Annotated in this window: 19 protein-coding genes and 2 riboswitches; of the genes, 3 read left to right on the top strand and 16 right to left on the bottom strand. The window is 35.5% G+C overall.

The features are described from left to right. Positions 1-42: 42 nt before the first annotated feature. The 9 genes from MKX29_RS19050 to hmpA all read right to left on the bottom strand — a co-directional run bounded on the left by MKX29_RS19050 (position 43) and on the right by hmpA (position 11,145). Entirely contained in the window at positions 43-1,425 is a 1,383-nt protein-coding gene (locus tag MKX29_RS19050; protein WP_341107086.1) for a HAMP domain-containing sensor histidine kinase, read from the bottom strand. Next, positions 1,422-2,096, bottom strand: coding sequence for a response regulator transcription factor (locus tag MKX29_RS19045; protein WP_224938476.1), 675 nt, complete (start codon positions 2,094-2,096; stop codon positions 1,422-1,424). Before MKX29_RS19045 ends, MKX29_RS19050 begins: the two co-directional genes overlap by 4 nt. Before the next feature lie 95 nt (positions 2,097-2,191). Next, complete coding sequence (locus tag MKX29_RS19040; protein ID WP_251161808.1) at positions 2,192-3,232, bottom strand: ribonucleotide-diphosphate reductase subunit beta; 1,041 nt, start codon at positions 3,230-3,232, stop codon at positions 2,192-2,194. Positions 3,233-3,257: 25 nt separating this feature from the next. Continuing rightward, positions 3,258-5,465 (bottom strand): ribonucleoside-diphosphate reductase subunit alpha, encoded by a 2,208-nt coding sequence (locus tag MKX29_RS19035; RefSeq protein WP_341108308.1) that lies wholly within the window; start codon positions 5,463-5,465, stop codon positions 3,258-3,260. Positions 5,466-5,630: 165 nt separating this feature from the next. Then, positions 5,631-5,808, bottom strand: a riboswitch (cobalamin riboswitch). Positions 5,809-6,339: 531 nt separating this feature from the next. Continuing rightward, complete coding sequence (locus MKX29_RS19030; RefSeq protein WP_341107085.1) at positions 6,340-8,760, bottom strand: heavy metal translocating P-type ATPase; 2,421 nt, start codon at positions 8,758-8,760, stop codon at positions 6,340-6,342. A gap of 83 nt (positions 8,761-8,843) precedes the next feature. Next, positions 8,844-9,053, bottom strand: coding sequence for a copper chaperone CopZ (copZ, locus tag MKX29_RS19025; RefSeq protein WP_224938479.1), 210 nt, complete (start codon positions 9,051-9,053; stop codon positions 8,844-8,846). Between the two features lie 13 nt (positions 9,054-9,066). After that, positions 9,067-9,402 (bottom strand): metal-sensitive transcriptional regulator, encoded by a 336-nt coding sequence (locus MKX29_RS19020; RefSeq protein WP_289433985.1) that lies wholly within the window; start codon positions 9,400-9,402, stop codon positions 9,067-9,069. 143 nt (positions 9,403-9,545) lie between these two features. Next, on the bottom strand, positions 9,546-9,728 hold the full coding sequence (locus MKX29_RS19015; protein ID WP_095372961.1) for an H-type small acid-soluble spore protein: 183 nt from the start codon (positions 9,726-9,728) through the stop codon (positions 9,546-9,548). A gap of 262 nt (positions 9,729-9,990) precedes the next feature. Beyond that, the gene (hmpA, locus tag MKX29_RS19010) at positions 9,991-11,145 is read right to left on the bottom strand and encodes an NO-inducible flavohemoprotein (protein WP_224938480.1); all 1,155 of its coding nucleotides are present in this window, start codon (positions 11,143-11,145) and stop codon (positions 9,991-9,993) included. A 174-nt stretch (positions 11,146-11,319) separates the two neighbouring features. Here hmpA and MKX29_RS19005 point away from each other — a divergent pair, with 174 nt between their 5' ends. Further along, complete coding sequence (locus MKX29_RS19005; protein WP_341107084.1) at positions 11,320-11,763, top strand: Rrf2 family transcriptional regulator; 444 nt, start codon at positions 11,320-11,322, stop codon at positions 11,761-11,763. Between the two features lie 280 nt (positions 11,764-12,043). Here MKX29_RS19005 and MKX29_RS19000 read toward each other — a convergent pair whose 3' ends face one another. After that, positions 12,044-13,471, bottom strand: coding sequence for an alanine/glycine:cation symporter family protein (locus MKX29_RS19000; RefSeq protein ID WP_224938482.1), 1,428 nt, complete (start codon positions 13,469-13,471; stop codon positions 12,044-12,046). 222 nt (positions 13,472-13,693) lie between these two features. Continuing rightward, positions 13,694-13,897: a cold-inducible protein YdjO-related protein gene (locus MKX29_RS18995; protein ID WP_095372957.1), complete on the bottom strand. Its 204-nt coding sequence runs from the start codon at positions 13,895-13,897 to the stop codon at positions 13,694-13,696. A 267-nt stretch (positions 13,898-14,164) separates the two neighbouring features. Between MKX29_RS18995 and MKX29_RS18990 the strand changes: the two genes are divergently transcribed. Beyond that, the gene (locus MKX29_RS18990) at positions 14,165-14,458 is read left to right on the top strand and encodes a DUF6509 family protein (RefSeq protein ID WP_224938483.1); all 294 of its coding nucleotides are present in this window, start codon (positions 14,165-14,167) and stop codon (positions 14,456-14,458) included. A gap of 42 nt (positions 14,459-14,500) precedes the next feature. Here MKX29_RS18990 and MKX29_RS18985 read toward each other — a convergent pair whose 3' ends face one another. After that, entirely contained in the window at positions 14,501-14,896 is a 396-nt protein-coding gene (locus MKX29_RS18985; RefSeq protein WP_224938484.1) for a cytosolic protein, read from the bottom strand. Between the two features lie 132 nt (positions 14,897-15,028). Here MKX29_RS18985 and MKX29_RS18980 point away from each other — a divergent pair, with 132 nt between their 5' ends. After that, positions 15,029-15,847 carry a GNAT family N-acetyltransferase gene (locus tag MKX29_RS18980; RefSeq protein ID WP_341107080.1) on the top strand — a complete coding sequence of 273 codons (819 nt, stop codon included), beginning with the start codon at positions 15,029-15,031 and terminating at the stop codon, positions 15,845-15,847. Positions 15,848-15,986: 139 nt separating this feature from the next. On the opposite strand, the gene MKX29_RS18975 is transcribed toward MKX29_RS18980, so the two are convergent. The 4 genes from MKX29_RS18975 to MKX29_RS18960 all read right to left on the bottom strand — a co-directional run bounded on the left by MKX29_RS18975 (position 15,987) and on the right by MKX29_RS18960 (position 19,206). Beyond that, the gene (locus MKX29_RS18975; RefSeq protein ID WP_095372953.1) at positions 15,987-16,187 is read right to left on the bottom strand and encodes a cold-shock protein; all 201 of its coding nucleotides are present in this window, start codon (positions 16,185-16,187) and stop codon (positions 15,987-15,989) included. 84 nt (positions 16,188-16,271) lie between these two features. Beyond that, positions 16,272-17,738, bottom strand: coding sequence for a DEAD/DEAH box helicase (locus MKX29_RS18970; protein WP_281202505.1), 1,467 nt, complete (start codon positions 17,736-17,738; stop codon positions 16,272-16,274). Between the two features lie 183 nt (positions 17,739-17,921). Next, a complete protein-coding gene (locus MKX29_RS18965; protein ID WP_095372951.1) occupies positions 17,922-18,122 on the bottom strand; it encodes a cold-shock protein in 201 nt (66 codons plus the stop codon). Positions 18,123-18,363: 241 nt separating this feature from the next. Then, entirely contained in the window at positions 18,364-19,206 is an 843-nt protein-coding gene (locus MKX29_RS18960) for a bifunctional 5,10-methylenetetrahydrofolate dehydrogenase/5,10-methenyltetrahydrofolate cyclohydrolase (RefSeq protein ID WP_224938487.1), read from the bottom strand. A 39-nt stretch (positions 19,207-19,245) separates the two neighbouring features. Continuing rightward, positions 19,246-19,328: riboswitch (ZMP/ZTP riboswitch) on the bottom strand. Between the last annotated feature and the right edge of the window lie 448 nt (positions 19,329-19,776).

Below are 19,776 nucleotides of genomic sequence, written 5' to 3'. Positions count from 1 at the left end.
ATGAACGGAGTATGAACAATGGTTTACAATAGAATTGTTTTGCTAATTCGATTGGTTTGGTAGCATAATTGTAAAAATCGTTCCTTCTCCTTCTTCACTTTCGACTCGTACTTCTCCTTGGTGAAGATCTACGATTGAATAAACAATGGAAAGTCCTAACCCAGAACCAGCAATGGAACGATTTCTAGAAAGGTCGGAACGATAAAAACGATTAAAAACCTTTTTCATTTCCTCCTGATTCATACCAATACCATTATCCTGAATTTGTACTTTTATCCAGCCCCCCTCTTCTTTAAGAATGATGGAAATATCTCCATTTTCCTTTCCATATTTAATGCTATTTGTGAGTAAATTTTCCCAAACAGAATAGAGCAAGGAGGGGTCCCCTTCGATCATACAATCAGGCAATGAATAACTTAGCATCATGCCTTTGTCTTCTAAATGCCACTGATATTGTTTAATCACTGACTTTAGTTGTTCACTCATATTAAATGAAACGATATTAACCATATCTTTCCTATAGTCGATAGAAGATAATAATAATAATTGATTTGTTAAATCAGACAAACGGGTTACTTCTTCTTCCATCATTGTCATTTGATTCATTTCTTCATCTGTTCTTTTCTTTTCCTTAAAAAGATGTAAGTAACCTTTTATATTAGATAAAGGGGATTGAATATCATGTGAGATATTTGTAATAAATTCTTTGCGCATTTCATTTGCTGCTTCTAATTTTTTCGTCATTTTCATAAAACTTTGAGTGAGAGAACCAATTTCATCTTTTCTATTAGTAGGTAACTCAATACTGTACGCTCCATTAGCAATCACTGTTGTTGCTTCATTTAACTTTCTAATCGGCTTTACAATATACTTTGTACTGATGAACACGAATAAAATACTTAATAAGAGGATACCAATCAATAACCAAGCAAACATCATGTGCATTTCGCTAAATAAAAGGGAAATATCAGGTCTGAGAAAAAGAGCATACTCCCTCTCTTGATAAGTAAATGGTACACCGACAGTATTTTTAAGTTCGTTAGCAAAAAAACCGGTCACAAATGTAGCATGTGGAAAAAGGTTAATACCGTGATAAATCCGACCATTCAAAACTTGTTGAACAGCAGCACTACTTAAATTATGATCGCGATACTCCGCTCCATAAAAAGATTCCTCTCCAAGACCATCAGTTACAAATATTTGATAACCAAAAGAGCTGATATTTGTAAGATATAGTTCCTTATTGATTTGTGGATTCTCCTCCATGAAGGTAATCGTAGCTTTCGCCATCTCTGTCACTTTGGCATCGTTTTTAGGCTTTAATGATTGTTGATAATATGCATTGCTCAAGATGAATGAAATGACACTACTTAGAAGCATAATACAAATGGTTGTGAGAGCAATTTTTGAGTAAAGTGTTTTCATTTGCCTATCTCCAATGAATAACCGATACCGCGAATCGTTTTAATGATTACATCTACCTCTAACTTAGATAAGCGGCTACGTAAACGTTTAATATGTACATCAACAGTCCTTTCATCCCCAGAAAAATCAATGCCCCAGATTTGTTCAATTAATTGCTGTCTACTGTATACTCTATTTTGGTTAGCAGCCAGAAAATATAATAACTCAAATTCCTTCAGTGGTAATAGATAGGCTTTATTGCTCACTTCAATTTCATAGCTTTTTTTATTGATATATAATCGGTCGAGCATGATACTCGTTGTTCCTACCTTTCCATATCTTCGTAATAATGCATTGACACGGAATAATAACTCTTTCGGCTCAAATGGCTTTACCACATAATCATCCGTACCGACTGAAAACCCCTTTGCTTTATCATCTAATTGTCCCTTTGCCGTAAGCAGGATAATCGGGAGGTCAAAATCCCTACGAATTGTTTTTGTTAGTTGATAGCCATCCATGTTCGGCATCATTATATCTGCAATAACAAGATCGACTACTTCCGTTTCTAATATTGCCATCGCATCCTGACCATCTTTTGCCTCAGTGGTTTGATAGCCTTCTTTTTGTAAACTATCCTTCATTAAATAGCGAACATGTTGATCATCATCAACAATTAAAATTTTTTTCACAAGAAACACCTCTTCTTCTTAAAGCTTATCATTTCTTCAATTATTAAGAAGAAATAATAAACCTTGCATATGATATGCAAGGTTTATTATAAAACTTATAATTCATCAAATCCATTATCGACTTGATTCACTTTTGTATATTGTCTTGATTTTTGTTCGAAGAAATCAGATTTGCCTTGATCTACCTCTTCATAAGCAACAATCCAACGGAGTGGATTTTTACGGAATCCTTCAAACGGTCGTTCAAATCCTAATTGATTACTGCGGACATTGGCATAAAATTTGATGTATGCTTCAAGGTCAGTAATAAGAATACCATCCATTTTATCACCGATTACTTCACGTGCCCATTCAATTTCGAGATCTGCAGCTTTTCTAAAGGTATCTTTTACAAATTGTTGCAATTCTGGTGTGTCTAATTCAGGATGCTCGTTTAAGATTTCTTTAAAGATTTTTACAAATAAATCAACGTGAATTTGTTCATCACGATTAATATAGTTAATCATCGTTGATGTAGATACCATTTTTTGATTTCTCGCTAAATAATAGAAGAAAGCGAAACCTGAATAGAAGAATAAGCCTTCTAATACTACATCATAAACGATTGATTTTAACATATTTTCCGCCGTCGGTTCTTTTACAAAATCTTTATAACCATTTGTAATAAAATCATTTCGTTCTCTTAATGTTGGTTCTGTACGCCAATAATCGAAGACTTCATCTTGCTTACTTTTTGAAACAATAGAAGAAAGAATATAAGAATACGAGTGATTATGAATAACTTCTTGTTGTGCAAGAATAATCATTAACGCTGAAAGACTAGAATCTGTTAAATAATCTGCTGTCTTCCCAGCATAGTCAGTTTGAATGCTATCTAGTAACGCTAGTAAACCGATAATCTTTAAAAAGGCTTCTTGTGCGTCCTCAGATAACTCAGGGAATTGCTTAATATCTTGAGACATATTAATTTCAAATGGTGTCCAGAAATTAGATAACATCTTTTTATATTTAGGGTAAGCCCAGGAAAATCTTACATCATCCCAGTTTAAAACGTTCGAACATTCTCCATTAATAATACCTGTTGAACGGTTTGGTGCTTCATGATTCATAATGGGACGTTTATTTAAAGTGTTCATTTATTTCATTCTCCTCTCGGTGAAATCAGCTAGAGCATGATTCACAATCTTCAATATCTGTGGAAGTAGAACGTAAATAATACGTTGTTTTCAGCCTGTTTTTCCATGCCGATACGTGAAGATCTAATAATTCTTTTGCTTTAATCGTATTTTTAATATATAGATTAAATGACACAGCTTGGTCAATATGCTTTTGACGTTTCGCATTTTGAGCAATGCTCCATTTTTGATCGATATGGTAAGCAGATTTATAGTACCACGTCGTTTGAGCGTTTAGGTCTGGTGCAGTTACAGGAATACGATAGTCTTTTTTCTCTTCTGAGTATTGCTTGTTGAAGATTGGATCAATACTCGGTGTGCTACCTGCAATTAATGCAGTTGACGCATTAGGTGCTATCGCTTGTAAATAGCCGTTTCTAATTCCTTTTGCTTTCACTTTTTCCATTAGTCCTTGCCAATCAAGTTCGCTATCACCATTCAGGTAATCTCTTTTTTCGAAATAGGCACCTGTATGCCAATCTGAACCATTGAATGCTGGGTAGGCTCCCTTTTCCTCAGCTAGATTCATAGAACTTTCAATCGTTAAGTAAGCAATCTTCTCGTAAAGTCGGTCTGCAAATTCTAATGATTCAGGGCTTTCCCAAACGACCTTATTAGTAGCTAATAAATGATGCCAGCCGAAAGTACCTAAGCCGATCGCGCGATATTTTTTATTCGTTAACTGCCCTTGGATAACAGGGATTTTATTAATATCAATTACATTGTCTAGCATTCTTACTTGAATAGGAATCAATCGTTCTATGACTGCTTCATTCACTGCTTTGGCAAGGTTAATAGAAGACAGGTTACATACGACGAAATCACCAGGTGTTTTCTCGATGACAATTTTACCATCTTTTGTATACTCTTCTACTCTTGTTGTTACACTTTGATTTTGAACGATTTCAGTACAAAGATTTGTGCAATAGATCATGCCAGCATGTGCGTTTGCATTCATACGGTTCACTTCATCCCGATAGAACATAAATGGTGTTCCCGTTTCTAATTGACTGCGCATGATAGACTTCATAATATCGATAGCAGGAATTTCCTTCTTCGATAGCTCTTCATTATTGACGCATTCTAGATATTTCATTCTAAAAGTACCTGCACCAACTTCTTCATCATAATAATCTTCTAATGAGAAGCCCATTTTTTGTCGAACTTCATGTGGGTCAAATAAATACCAGTTACTACGCTCTTCTACTTTTTCCATGAATAAATCAGGTAGACAAACACCGGTAAATAAATCATGTGTACGTAATCTTTCATCACCATTATTTAACTTTGCATCAAGGAAAGAAAAGATATCCTTGTGCCAAACGTCTAGATAAACGCTAATTGCTCCTTGCCTTTGTCCAAGTTGATCGACACTTACAGCTGTATTATTTAGCTGTTTCATCCATGGAAGCACACCAGATGAAGCGCCTTTGAATCCTTTAATCATACTGCCTCTACTACGAATCTTACCTAAATAAACGCCGATTCCACCACCATTTTTAGATAGTGCAGCAATGTCTGTATTACTGTCATAAATCGAATCTAGACTATCATCAACTGTTTCGATAAAGCAGCTAGATAGTTGTCCCCAGTTCTTACCTGCATTGGATAAAGTTGGTGTAGCTACAGTCATAAATAAGTTACTCATTGCCCAGTAAGCTTCTTTTACTAATTGCAACCGATTTTTTTCTTCTTGATGCATAAGAATCATTGCAATAACCATCCAGCGTTCTTGAGGCAACTCAAAAATTCTCTTTTGGCGATCTTTTGCTACATAACGATCGGTAAGCATTTTAATCCCGAGATAAGTAAAGAGCTGATCTCTTTCAGGGACAATTTCTTTGCCTAATTCATCAATTTCTTCTTTTGTATAACTAGATAATAAAATAGGACTATAAATCTCAAGATCACTTAATTGTTGAATTAAAGTATGAAAATCACCATAGGCCTGGCCACTGTACCCTCGGTTCTCCGCTGCTTGTTGATAAATCTTCTTTAAATATAAATGGGCAGCCACATATGTCCAATCAGGTTCATTAACATTTATGTAAGAAAGACATTCTAGTATTAACTGATCATAGAAACTATCTAACTCTAAGTGATTTAATTGTTCCGCACGCTTTTCTAACGCACTAATTGGTAAGTTGTTGAATTGTTGATATAATTGTTCAAAATTGACTGTCGTATCAATCATTGTTTTCAAATTTCTTCCTCCTTCAAACTATTTCTATCAAATTTAGGCATAAAAAAAACCGCCCCAGTTACACCTTGAGCGGATCAAACGACAGTATAAATACAAGTGTACAATAACACTCTTTTCATCAACTGTCGTTTCATCTTCTCAAGCCCCGAAGAATTGAAACTTATGATTAAGAAGGCAGGTATCCTGGCTTGTGTATCAATCTACTAAGAGCCTTCCCATTCTTTCAAAAGAACAGTGGTTTCCTCTTTTCGTCACACTTACAGTTGCGGGTACAGCTCCGGCTTATCCGGATTCCCATTTTAAGTCCATTTGGACTCCTTCAACCAATTACTATATGTAGTTGTCGAGAAGTAAAAAAATAACTATATATTGTATCTGAGATTGTATGAGTAATCATATCACATCATTTCATAGAATACAATTTATTTCTTTTATCTAAATTTAAAATATACGTTTCGTTCTTTTAGCGGTAAATTTGAGACCATAATAAATAATAGCATTTCTTATTTGTGTAAAAAAGTCTTGAAATCCATTAAAAATTGTTCAAGCTGACCAACTCTACTTTTTTACCTTCAAACGAGTAAGCTTAAACCAGAAAAGTAATAGTTTTTTGGTAAATAAATTAAAAAATCGCAGAAGTATTGAAATAAATTCAATGGTGGTAAAGTTGTGGGTCAAAAAATCTATATAAGTATATGCCATATTAAAAAGAAAATAATTTACCTCAAGGGACAAATTTTTTTATCCATCTCCTACATACCTTCTATAAAAAGAGAAAAACAAACTAACTATTTAATTAGCTTGTTTTTCTCAATCAGTTTTTTGATAGAATGTTTTATAGAAATTCATACGTAACTTGTCATCTTTATCTTACACGTTGCAAACGAAGTGCATTTAATACAACGGACACAGAGCTAAACGCCATCGCAGCACCTGCTAACCATGGTGCTAAGAAACCCGCAGCTGCAATAGGAATACCGATTGTATTATAACCAAACGCCCAAAAAAGATTCTGTTTAATATTACGAATGGTTTTTTTACTCATCATGATTGCATCGGCAATACTATTTAGATCACCACGCATAAGTGTAATGTCTCCTGCTTCCATGGCAATATCTGTTCCTGTACCAATAGCCATGCCGATATCGGCAGTTGCTAATGCTGGGGCGTCGTTAATACCATCTCCTACCATCGCTACCTTTTTCCCTAGACTTTGCAGCTTTCTTACTTCTTCTGCCTTCGTTTCTGGTAAGACTTCTGCAATGACTTTTGATATACCTACTTCTTTAGCAATAGCTTGTGCGGTTAACTGGTTATCTCCAGTCATCATAATAACTTCTAACCCCATATCATGTAGCCTTTGAATCGCTTCGTTTGATGAATCTTTTATCGTGTCAGCTACAGCAAGAAGGCCTTTTGCTCTACCGTTAATAGCCACAAGCATTGCTGTTTTCCCTTCACCTTCTAATTCTTTCATTTGTTTCGAGAACCAAGAGGAGTCTATCCCATTCTCTTCCATTAATCTAACTGTACCAATCAGTACATCTTTTCCTGTAACTTTCGCAGAGATACCATAACCTGGTAGCGCTTCGAAATATTCACTTTTTATTTTTTCTATATTTTTCTCCTCTAACCCTTTCACAATGGCTTCAGCAAGAGGGTGTTCAGATGACTTCTCACTCGCAGCAACAATGGAAAGAAAATGGGCCTCATTTGTTCCAGGCTCGACTATGATATCGGTTAATATAGGCTGACCATTTGTAACAGTACCTGTTTTATCAACCACAACAGTTGTAATTTCATGTGTCATCTCGAGATGCTCTCCACCTTTAAATAAAACACCCATCTCTGCTGAACGGCCAGACCCTGCCATAATTGAAGTAGGTGTCGCTAATCCTAGTGCACAAGGACAAGCAATAACGAGCACAGCAATCATTTTTTCTAACGCACTAGCTACATCACCCGGTTGCAAGAAAAGAAACCATATAAAGAAGGTAACAAGGGCAATAGCTACCACAATGGGAACAAAGATGCCCGAAATCTTATCGGCTAACCGCTGAATAGGTGCTTTCGACCCTTGTGCTTGCTCGACTACTTTAATAATTTGCGCCAGCGCTGAATCTTTTCCAACCTTTGTTGCTTCAACGGTTAAATGACCATTTTTGTTTACAGTTGCTCCAATTACTTCATCACCAGCTTTCTTATCAACTGGCACACTTTCTCCTGTTAACATTGATTCGTCAACAGCTGAATGTCCTTCAATGATTACTGCATCTACAGGAATTCTTTCACCAGGCTTAATGATAACCTTATCGCCTTGCATAACTTGCTCAACTGGGACAATCGTTTCCTTCCCTTCTTTTACTACAACGGCTTTTTTAGCCTTTAAATTCATTAATTTCTTTATTGCTTCTGATGATCTTCCTTTTGCACGTGCTTCAAATAATTTCCCTAACAAAATAAGGGTAATAATAATCGCACTCGTTTCATAATAGAGCTCAACATGATGACCATATGTTGCATTCATCGATTGTAATGTTAGAAACAAACTATAAAAGTAAGCTGCAGAAGTACCTAATACAACAAGTACATCCATATTCGCGCTACCAGATTTCAATGATTTATATGCACCAGTATAAAATTGCCAACCGATAATAAATTGTACAGGTGTCGCCAAAATTAACTGTATCCAAGGGTTCATTAAAAAATCTGGTAGAAAAATGAATGAGGTGAATTCAAAATGCCCAACCATCGTCCAAAGTAATGGTAGAGAAAGGATAGCAGCAGCGATAAATTTCCTTTGCTGCTTTTTAATATGCGGTTCCCTCACATCATTTGCGCTGGCAGTTGTTTTTAGCGAAGCGCTATACCCAATCTTATCTACCTTTGCAATGATTTCCTCAACTGAAACCTGTTCAGGATTGTATTCAACAGTACCTGTTTCTAAAGCTAAGTTCACGTTTGCCTGCGCAATACCGGGCTGTTTATTTAAAACTTTTTCTATTCGCGCCGAACAAGCAGCACATGTCATTCCTGTAATATCAAACTCAGCTTTCTCTAAAACAACTTCGTAGCCTAGATCTTTAATCTTCTGCTGAAATGCATGTTCCCCTACTTTTTGAGGGTTATAGGAAATGGTTGCTATTTCAGAAGTGAGATTCACATTCGCTTCGTTTACACCATCCATTTTACTTAACCCTTTTTCTATTCGAGCAGAACAGGCAGCACACGTCATTCCCGTAATTGGCAAATGAATTTTTTGGTGAGAATCGTCTTGATTAGACATATGCTCCTACCACACCTTTCTTTCAATACTATACCCTACTACCCTATACAAACACTTAAAATAAATCGTGCAAAGCTGCACGATTAAGATTTAACTTCATAACCTTGATCATCAATTGTTTCTTTAATTTGATCAAGCTTTACAGATGAAGCATCAAAGGCAACTTTGACTTCTTTTTTATCTAAATCTACTTTGACCGTGTCTACTCCTTTAAGTTCACCAACACTACTTTCTACCGCTTTCACACAGTGACCACAAGACATTCCTTCTACATGTAAAATTACGTTTTCCATGTTTAAAATCCTCCTATTTTTTCATTAATTTTTGAATTGTAATAAGAAATTCATCTAACACTTCTTCGTCACCTTCATTTATCCGATCAATGACACACCCTTTTAAATGACCTTCAAGTAAAATTTTAGCGACACTATTTAAGGCAGATTGTGTTGCGGATATTTGTGTAATCACATCATCACAATACGTATCTTTTTCAATTAGACCTTTAATACCTCGAATTTGTCCTTCGATACGATTCAATCGAGTGACTAAATTCTTTTTTACTTTATCTGAATGATGACTGCGTCTATCTGCATGCTCTAGGCACATTGTTTCTTCTCTTACCTTATCTTCTTCATATCCCATTGAATCGCCTCCCTTACACATATTATATTATACCCCGGTACCCTATGTAAAGTGAAAGAAATTTTAAATATGGTTCATTTCTCCACTATAAATAAAAAGGTAGGTAGCAGTATCTACCTACACTCTAACATGTTGAATTGTAATTACACTTCATTAAGGTCTGAAATATCTACTTCTGTTCTTTCTTCTAAAGGAATTCCTCTTAAATGAACAGTAACTGTTTTATCATCTTCATGTAACTTATCTATCCATACAGAAGTTCCATTGTATTGAACTTCTACATCACTCGATGATGAAAGTATTTGTTTTATCCTCTTTGTTTCCATATGATTCACCTCTCATAATTGATAAATATATTCTTTAACATTTTAGCCTTTTTATACATTTCGAAAGGAACTCATTTGTTGATGAAGGACTTCTCGACAATATACAATTAAGGTTACTAAGAGATGAAAGGTCTTAACAATGGATTGATTTTAATTTATTCCCTTATATCGTGTAAGTTGAAAGGGAAAAGGCAAAATTAATAAACAGAAAAGAGATGAGTTTTCATCTCTTTTCTACTGAAATATTTCAAAAGCTCTTCTTTTACATATTGATCTTTTCTTTTAGAGGAACGGCTGGACCAAACAGTTCAAGATGAATATGCGAATTTTCCACACCTAACATCAATAATTGTTCTTTCATATTTTCCATAAAATTGATAGGACCACATAGATAGTACTCTGCTTCTTGACTAATATGTTGCTTTAAATCCTCACTATCTAATCTGCCCACGTCATCACTATATTTTACTAGGAAACGCCCCTTTTCAATTCCTGCTATCAACGGCTTCACTTCATCTTCAAACGCATGTACGTTTTTGTTCTTACAACTATGAAGGAAACTTACTTCTCGCTTTGTCCCTTCTAATGCATGAAGCATACTCAATAATGGTGTGGTTCCAACACCACCACTGATTAATACCACGGGTGTCTCTGCTTGGGATGATAATACAAATTCACCAGCTGGTGCACTAACATCCAAACTGTCTCCTATTTGCACATGGTCATGTAACCAGTTTGAGACTTTACCCTGTTCTTCTCTTTTGACAGATATACGATACGTCTTTTCTGATGGTTTACCTGATAAGCTATATTGACGGTTATGGTCGTACTTTTCGCCAGCTATATTTACCCGAATCGTTACATACTGGCCAGGTTGGTGGGTTGGTAAAGTCATACCATCATTTGGCTCTATATAAAAAGAAGTGATAAGATCACTTTCAGGTACCTTATTTACTACTTTAAAAGATTTAAATCCAGCCCATGCTGATGCATTGTATAACTCTTCTTCTGTGGAAATAAAGATACCGGCAATCACTTCATAAGCCTCTGCCCACGCCGTAATAATGTCTTCTGTTGCTGCATCACCTAGAACTTCTTTTATCGCTGCTAATAGATGTTCCCCGACGATTGGATAATGCTCCTTCTTAACCCCTAAGCTTCGATGCTTATGAGCAATTGTAGCAACTGCCGGCGCTAATTCTTCTAAATGTTCAATATGGTTAGCTGCTTGAAATAATACATTAGCGAGGGCTTTAGGCTGTCTTCCCTTCTCTTGATTAGCATGATTAAAAATGTTAAGTAGTTCAGGATGTTCAGCAAATAATCGTTTATAAAAATGCGTTGTGATAGCGGTTCCATGAATTTCTAATACGGGTATGGTTGATTTGATGATTTTAATCGTCTCTTGTTTTAACATTAATATCTCCACCCTTTCAATTTAAAAGCAATATTTTAAATACATCTTTAAAATATACCGTTTCCAAATTTAAAGCAATATTTTAAATACATCTTTTAAAAAGTTGTCACAATTGGTTCCATATCAAGCAATATGTATAATAGAACTATTAATAGAAAAAAGGTGTGATTCATAATGCGTCTTACCAACTACACGGATTATTCATTAAGAGTTCTCATATATTTAGCAACAATTGAAAAAGACCAGCTGACAAATATTAAAGAAATTGCAGATACATATCAAATCTCTAAGAATCATCTGATGAAAGTTATCTATCAATTAGGGAAAAATCAATATGTTGAGACGATACGAGGAAGAAATGGAGGCATTCGATTAGCGATGTCACCTAAAGATATTAATATTGGTGAAGTGGTCAGAAAAACCGAAGAAGATTTTCATTTAGTTGAATGTTTTGATACTAATAACAATCATTGTGTCATTTCACCTGTTTGTGGTCTAAGACATGTATTAAATAAAGCATTAAAAGCGTATTTAGAAGTACTAGATCAATATACATTAGCTGATCTAACGAAGAATCAATCGGCATTAGCAGACTTTTTATTTAAAAATAAACTTTAGATAGCAGTGCATTCTCTCCTACCAAGTAGGGAGATGAAATAATAAAATAGCGGCCTTTAGTCCGCTATTTTTATTACAATCGAGAACCTAACGCTAAATTGAAGCGAAATTAACATTGATAGCAATTTCAATCACATTGCATCCAAGATGAGATACATTCACAATTATCGGCTCAGTTCCTCAATTAGCTGACTTACGCAAAAAATTAATACAAAGTGAAACCTTGTTCCTCGCACAAAAAATGAGCGAACCCCTAAAAATTAGGATTCGCTCATTTCCATTACATCGCTTTCTTTCTTTTCTCCTTTTCTCTGACAGGCCAAGCTTCTACCCCTGTTAGACCAGGGATATCCTCTTGATAAAATTGCGGTTCCAAGCCCGCTTTCCGTTGCTGCATATAGTTTTTCAACAGCTTAACTACGATAGGCGATAACATCGTAATGGCGGTTAAATTGACAAGCGCCATGATACCCATTGTTAAATCTGCCATTCCCCAAACAATTTCTAAATTAGCAATTGCACCAAACATGACCATTCCTAATGCAGCTACCTTATAAGCATGATGAAATATTTTACTCTTATGAATGAAATTCAAGTTTGCTTCACCATAATAATAAGATCCAATAATAGAAGTAAAAGCAAATAAAAAAATAGCAATACCGAGAAACATTCCACCTATTGTACCAAAGTGTTCCGACATCGCAGCTTGAGTCAATTCGATACCTGTTAAGCCTGAAGCATAGCTTTCGGAGGATAAAATGATAAAAGCAGTAGCAGAACAAACCAATAAAGTATCAAATAATACCCCTAGAGCCTGAACGAAGCCTTGTTTTACTGGATGAGATACAGTCGCTGTTGCAGCTGCAATCGGATCCCCCCCCATTCCTGCACCATTGGAGAATAATCCGCGCTTAATGCCATTAACAATAGCAGCAGCTATCCCTCCACCAATAGCCTGCTCAAATCCGAATGCACTTTTAAAAATAAGAGCAAACATTGCTGGTAACTCAGTAATATTTGAAGCAACTGCGAATAAAGCTAACAGAATATAACCAAAAGCCATAAACGGCACGATTAAAGAAGAAATATCTGCTATTCGCTTAATTCCTCCAAATACTACTAATCCTGTTAAGAAAACAAGAATGATACCAATATAAACAGGCTGAATGCCAAATGAATTCTCCATTGCAACAGCGATCGTATTACTTTGTACAGCGTTAAATGTCGTACCATACGATAAAATAATCATTGTGGAAAATAACACAGCCATCCAAGGAAGTTTTAATTGCTTCTTGATATAATATGCCGGCCCACCTTTGAAGCCTACACCAGTCTTAACCTTATAAGTTTGCGCTAACGTATTTTCGACAAATGAGCTAGCACTACCAATAACTGCAATTAACCACATCCAAAAGATTGCTCCAGGACCACCTAATACCATCGCAATAGCTACTCCGGCAATATTACCTGTACCTATTCTCGTTCCTGCACCAACAAAAAACGCTTGTAAAGGCGAAATAGTTTTTTTAGACTCTGTTGTAACGGTTTCTTTAACAAACAGTAACCTAACCATCTCACCAATATGCCTGACTTGAACAAACTTTGTTCTTATACTAAAAAACAGCCCTGCAATCACTAACACAAAGATAAGAACATAACCCCATAATACCTCATTACTCATATTCACAATGTTTTCAATAAACTCCATCAAATCCCCCTTTAATATAAATGAATACTTACCATATTTATTAAAAAATTCTGTCTTTTCACCCCCTTAAGATATCTACATACCCGTTCTTACAATAAATAAACCTATATTGATAAAGTTTTTAAATAAAATAAAAAAGAGTGGTTATCAAACAACCACTCGTCTTATCCTGTGCATTCAATTATCCTTGACTTAACAGAAGCCAAAAATAACAGAAGAATATTATTTGTTATAAAGACTATTGTTATTGACTACTTGTAATTCTTTTGTTGTTGCTACCATTTCACTCTCACAAATTGGGCATTTTGGTGTACTTTTAAAGTTGTCTCTCACCCAAGCATTACATGTTTCTGAGGAACATTCCCAAATTTTAATCTCTTCAGTCTTCACTTCTTCCATGTTCTTTCTTCCAAATCCCATTGCCATTATCAGGCACCTCCTAAAGGTAGAACATATCATCCGAAAAAAATAAAAATCACTCGCTATGCCAAACCAGTATGGTCCTTTATAACAAGTGTGTGTGATATTTTTTACTTAACAAATATTAGTATAGCACATTTTTTTATCCTTGTCAAAACAAGGAAACTTCCACTTTAACATGTTGTCCTATAAAAAACAACCTTTATGTATGAATTATAGTGGAAAAAGTGTATAATAGAGACGCTGATTGCTTTAAAGAAAGGATGAAGACATTTGCATATTTCTAGTTATACGGTGGAAGAAATCAATGATCCAACTGGTATACTGTCTGGAGAGAGGTACGAATTCTTTTTAGATATTGATGTTGATGAAGATGATGAATTATATTTAGAACAAGGTATTCGCTTGCGCGTGTTATTTTATAAAGGTGAAGACGAAATGAAGATACTTAATTATCACTTCCAAGAGAATAATAATGAAGAGATTTTGGAATTTGGATTAGAAGAAGAAGAAGAAATATTAGTGACTAAATTCTGTAGTCAACATCTCAATGCAAATGAAGAATAAATCATAAAATGCCTAGGGTTAGCCCCTAGGCATTTTTTATGATTATTCCTCTACTTCTTTACCTTCTTCAATGATATGATACATTAAATGGGCAAGGTGATGTATTGGACCATACACTTCTTCATCCTCTTGCTCTTCTTCGTTAAATTCTAAATCATTTAAATGCAAGGCAACAAACTGGTAAAAATCCGGCAATGAAAAACTGTAACAAGCGGTTGGCTCTTCTTCTTCGCCTTCATAATGAAGAACCATATACGACTCTTGTCCATCCTTATTAAGACCATCAAAGTAAACAAAAAAGCCAATATTCGTATCTAATTCAAACAGGTGTCTTGTTCCACCTTCTGTCATTCGGTTAAAATCTTCCTCTGATAGTTTGTTTACATTCATTTCATCCACTTGATCTTCTTTATGGAATTGTACTTTAAATGATTGCATACATCTCCCTCACTTTCTCTATATGATGATAGCATAAACACCTGTATTATCCTATTATTACCTTCGTAATAAAAAAGAAACTTCTTCATTTTAATTTTTACAGATATAATAGCTTAAAGGAGTGCGAAGAAAATGGATAAACATGAGATCTATCAGTTGCAAAAAATTTGTGAACAACATGATGAGATCATACTTAAATTAAACTTTGATATGATAGAGAATATCCAAACCGAAACACCTTTGTACAAGCACTATATTGATGGTCAACTTATCGGTTTTGTTGCACTTTATCCATTCGGGTCCAAGCTTGAAATATGTGGTATGGTCCATCCTAATTATCGTAGAAAAGGAATATTCTCTTCATTATTTACAGAAGCTTTGCCGATGATTGACCACTATCAAGAAGTACTAATTAATATACCAGGTCAATCACATACGGGTACGACCGTTATGTCTGCATGGAAACAACCGTATGCTTACACAGAATATCAAATGGTCTATGAAGGGGGTCAACCGACAAAACAAGAGCAACGAAATATTCATCTCAGAATCGCAGAATTAGTAGATTCTACTTTCTGCAACCGACTCGATCAACTATGTTTTAACCTTTCAGAAAAAGATGCTAAAGCGATCAATGGTGATTTCAACTTACATAGACAAGATCATCAATTACTAGTCATTTGCGATGGTAATCAGAGAGTCGGTAAGATACGTCTGCAAATAAAGGATCATCATTTATGGATATACGGGTTCGCGATTCATCCCAATGAACAAGGTAAAGGGTTAGGAAATGAAGTATTGCGTCTAATCATTGAACAATACGAAGCTCGTTATTCCATTCACTTAGAGGTTGAGGTTAAGAATAATCGGGCACTCATGCTTTATAAAAAGTGCGGATTTACAGAGTGTGGCAGTCAGGATTATTATCACTTCAATAAAAACCATAGATAGGTACTCACATTCGTTGTCATCCGAATGGATTTCTATTTAGTCCTCATCAAATACAGCGGTGGAGTACTATTAACCATGAATAAAAGAAAAAGATCACTCCTCAATGGAATGATCTTTTTTGTTTGATTGAACATTTGTATTATAGCTTTGTCACATTTACAGCTTGAGGGCCACGTTGCCCCTCTTCTATATCAAAAGACACTTCTTGTCCTTCATCTAATGTTTTAAAGCCTTCAGTTTGAATTGCAGAGAAATGTACGAATACGTCATCTCCACTTTCTTGTTCAATGAAGCCAAATCCTTTTTCTGCGTTAAACCATTTTACTTTACCTGTTGCCATTTTTTCTTTTCCTCCTAAACATTTGAAAACTCACAGGAATAGTCTCCTGTATTTCCTAATATACCACAATTTACTTTATTTTAATCAATCGCGGCCTTTATTATTATTTTTTACACGACGTCTTTCGCGACCTTTATAGTCACGTCCGCCCCCTTTACGATCTCTTCCACCAGATCTCGGACGATCACCAAAGCGACTACGATTACGCCCATCTCTATTTTTAGGTTTTTTCGAACGAAGTGGCTCAACCGCTGTAATTTTTACAGGTGTGACATCTGGATCTTTTGTTAATAATTTTAATGCTGCTGCCAATACTGTCACTGAATCTGTATCTTCTAACAACGATTCTGCAATACGTTTATACTCATCGTAGTCTTTCTTATCAATCGTATTCATTAAACGATTAATCGTCACACGTTGGTTACCTGCAACAACATCTTTAAACGTTGGCACTGGTTCTTTCTTCATTTTTGTCTTTGTTACATTTTCAATAATTTTCAAGTGATCGATTTCTCGTGGAGAAACAAATGTAACAGCTAAACCTTTATTCCCCGCTCTCCCAGTACGTCCAATACGGTGCACATAGCTTTCAGGATCTTGAGGAATATCAAAGTTGTAGACATGTGAAACGCCTGAAATATCTAGTCCACGAGCGGCAACATCTGTTGCTACCATAATATCGATTGTTTGGTCTTTGAAACGACGAATAACTTGATCACGTTTTGCTTGTGGAATATCACCATGAATACCTTCTGCAGAATATCCACGTTTAATTAATCCTTCTACCACTTCATCTACGCGTTTTTTCGTTCTACCAAATACAATCGCAAGTTCAGGAGATTGAATATCTAATAAGCTACATAACACATCAAATTTTTGTTTTTCATGCACTTCGATATAAGATTGTTCAATATTTTTTACTGTTAACTCTTTTGCTTTTACACGAACAATTTGTGGATCATTCATAAACTTCTCAGCTAGAGTTTGAATACGTCTAGGCATTGTTGCTGAGAAAAGAAGCGTTTGGCGTTCATGCTCAATTTCACCAAGAATTCTTTCAATATCTTCAATGAAGCCCATATTTAGCATTTCATCCGCTTCATCTAGAACAACTGATTTAATATTGTTTAGACGAATGGTTCTTCTTTCAATATGATCAATTAAACGGCCTGGTGTGGCAGCGATAATTTGCGGGCGATTTTTAAGTGCGCGAATTTGTCTGCCAATATCTTGACCACCATATATCGGTAAAGTCCTGATTCCTTTCACTTGTCCAATACGATTTAATTCTTCAGCCACTTGCACAGCTAGTTCCCTTGTTGGGGCAAGAACCAAACCTTGAATGCCATCTTCTTTCGTTACTTTCTCTAACATTGGGACACCAAATGCCGTTGTTTTACCAGTACCTGTTTGAGCTTGACCAATCATATCCGCACCAGCTAATGCGATTGGTAGTGATTGTGCTTGAATAGGTGTTGGCTCTTCAAAACCCATATTAGAAAGAGCTTTTTCTAGCTCTGTACTTAAACCAAAATCCGAAAATTTTACCAAGATAAATCCTCCTTGTATTTCAAACATACTTCAAAATAATCTATAGTATGAGTGTATCCAGTTTCCATTAATTTTTATCAATTTATAAGCAATAAAAGTAAAATCATTGTAACGGTATAAGAACGGTTGGGGAGTAGTTCACATAAAAAGGTGATGCATGAAAGGCCATGCATCACCGCATTATTATGCTTTTACAACGTTTGCAGCTTGAGGGCCACGGTCGCCATCAACGATTTCAAAAGTAACTTCTTGACCTTCTTCAAGAGTTTTGAAACCTTCAGATTGAATCGCACTGAAATGTACGAATACGTCTTGTCCTTCTTGAGACTCGATGAAACCAAAACCTTTTTCTGCGTTAAACCATTTTACTTTACCGTTATTCATGATAATACCTCCAAAAAATAATCACTAAAAAGTCATAATTATATAAGCTTATAGAGAAAAGTGGAATGCCTCGTACTTTAATTTTCTTATGAAGTTAAAAAGGCCGTAACTACAAGAAATGAAGAGTACAATCGCCTACATTTCTTGCAGTTACGACCACTTATCCAAATAATATATAACGAACTTTACAGCGTATATTTTATAATACATTGTTTTGCCGCTAAATGTCAATAGTTATTTCTCACTGAACCGTTTTCTCTGCTGAAGCTACAGTGTGTTTTAATAACATAGATATCGTTACAGGGCCTACTCCACCAGGGACAGGGGTAATGGCAGATGCTTTTTCATAACAGCTATCATAATGAGCATCGCCAATATTTCCTGGGTTGTATCCCGCGTCTAACACTACAGCCCCTTCTTTTAGCCAGCTTCCTTGAATAAAATTAGGTTTCCCAACAGCTGCAACAACAATATCAGCTTTGCTTAAATGTTCACTTAAATCCTTTGTTTTAGAATGACAAGTCGTTACAGTTGCATTACGATTGAGTAGTAATGCAGAAACAGGCTTCCCTAAAATAGGACTTCTTCCAACCACAACTGCATTTTTCCCTTCAACAGGAATGTCATAATAATCAATAATTTCCATAATAGCAGCAGGTGTACAAGATGGGTAAACACCAAAACCAAGTGCTGTTTGACCATACCCCAGACTGGTGACACCATCCACATCCTTTTCGATGTCAATCGCTTCAAATGCTTTTCTTTCATCTATATGTGCAGGTACTGGATGTTGCAATAGGATACCATGTACATTTTTATCATTATTCAAATCCTGAATCGTTTCTATGAGTGTTTCAGTAGAAATACTTGCATCTAGATGTATTCTCTTTGATAGAATACCCAGTTTTTCACAGGCGTTGCCTTTCATGCGTACATACGTAGCAGAAGATGGATCGTCTCCCACTAAAATAGTAGCTAAACAAGGCGTTACTCCTTGTGCCGATAATTTTAATACTCTTTCTTTTAAGTTTTCTTTTACATCTTTCGAAACTTTTTGTCCGTCTAGTATCGTTTTTTCTTCCATGTCCATTCCCTCCGAAATAAAAAAGAGATAAGGAAAACTCACCTCTGCCCAGACGACCGGCTAAACATAGACGCAGCTCCCCAGCGGTTATTTCCGCAATGTCGTCAGTTACTGCGATTTCTTCAGCTTCCTTTTTATTATAACAGAAAACACATATGTTTCAATAAAAAATACGCTTATTGTTCGCCTTTTTGAATTTACGTCATAGGCTATTTTATTACTCTACATTTGATTATTGGTTGATTATTGCATAATTTTTGTTGAGAATCAAAGGTAATGCTGAGAACCACATAAAGGATGGGGAATATATCTTAATCAACGCTATACGACGTTATCTCTATTATAAGGAATAAATCAAAAAGCGAACCGCTTCAATGACGGTTCGCTGGTTATATTTGAGATTATTAAATTTCAATAAGTTCTTTACCTAAAACAACGAAAGCCCTACCTCTCTTCCATCCTTGCAACCCCGAAGCTGCGCCAGTGAGAATCAGGTTAAATCTTCATTTGTTCTTGAGAAAAGTAACTCTTTGTTGAATTGTATATTGGGGTTTAATTATTGAAGTAACC

Origin of the sequence: Cytobacillus sp. FSL R7-0696, assembly GCF_038006865.1 — a bacterium.
GTDB lineage: Bacteria > Bacillota > Bacilli > Bacillales > Cytobacillaceae > Cytobacillus > Cytobacillus kochii.
The sequence above is the reverse complement of the archived record's forward strand: the minus strand, read 5'-3'. Positions and strand labels throughout refer to the sequence as shown.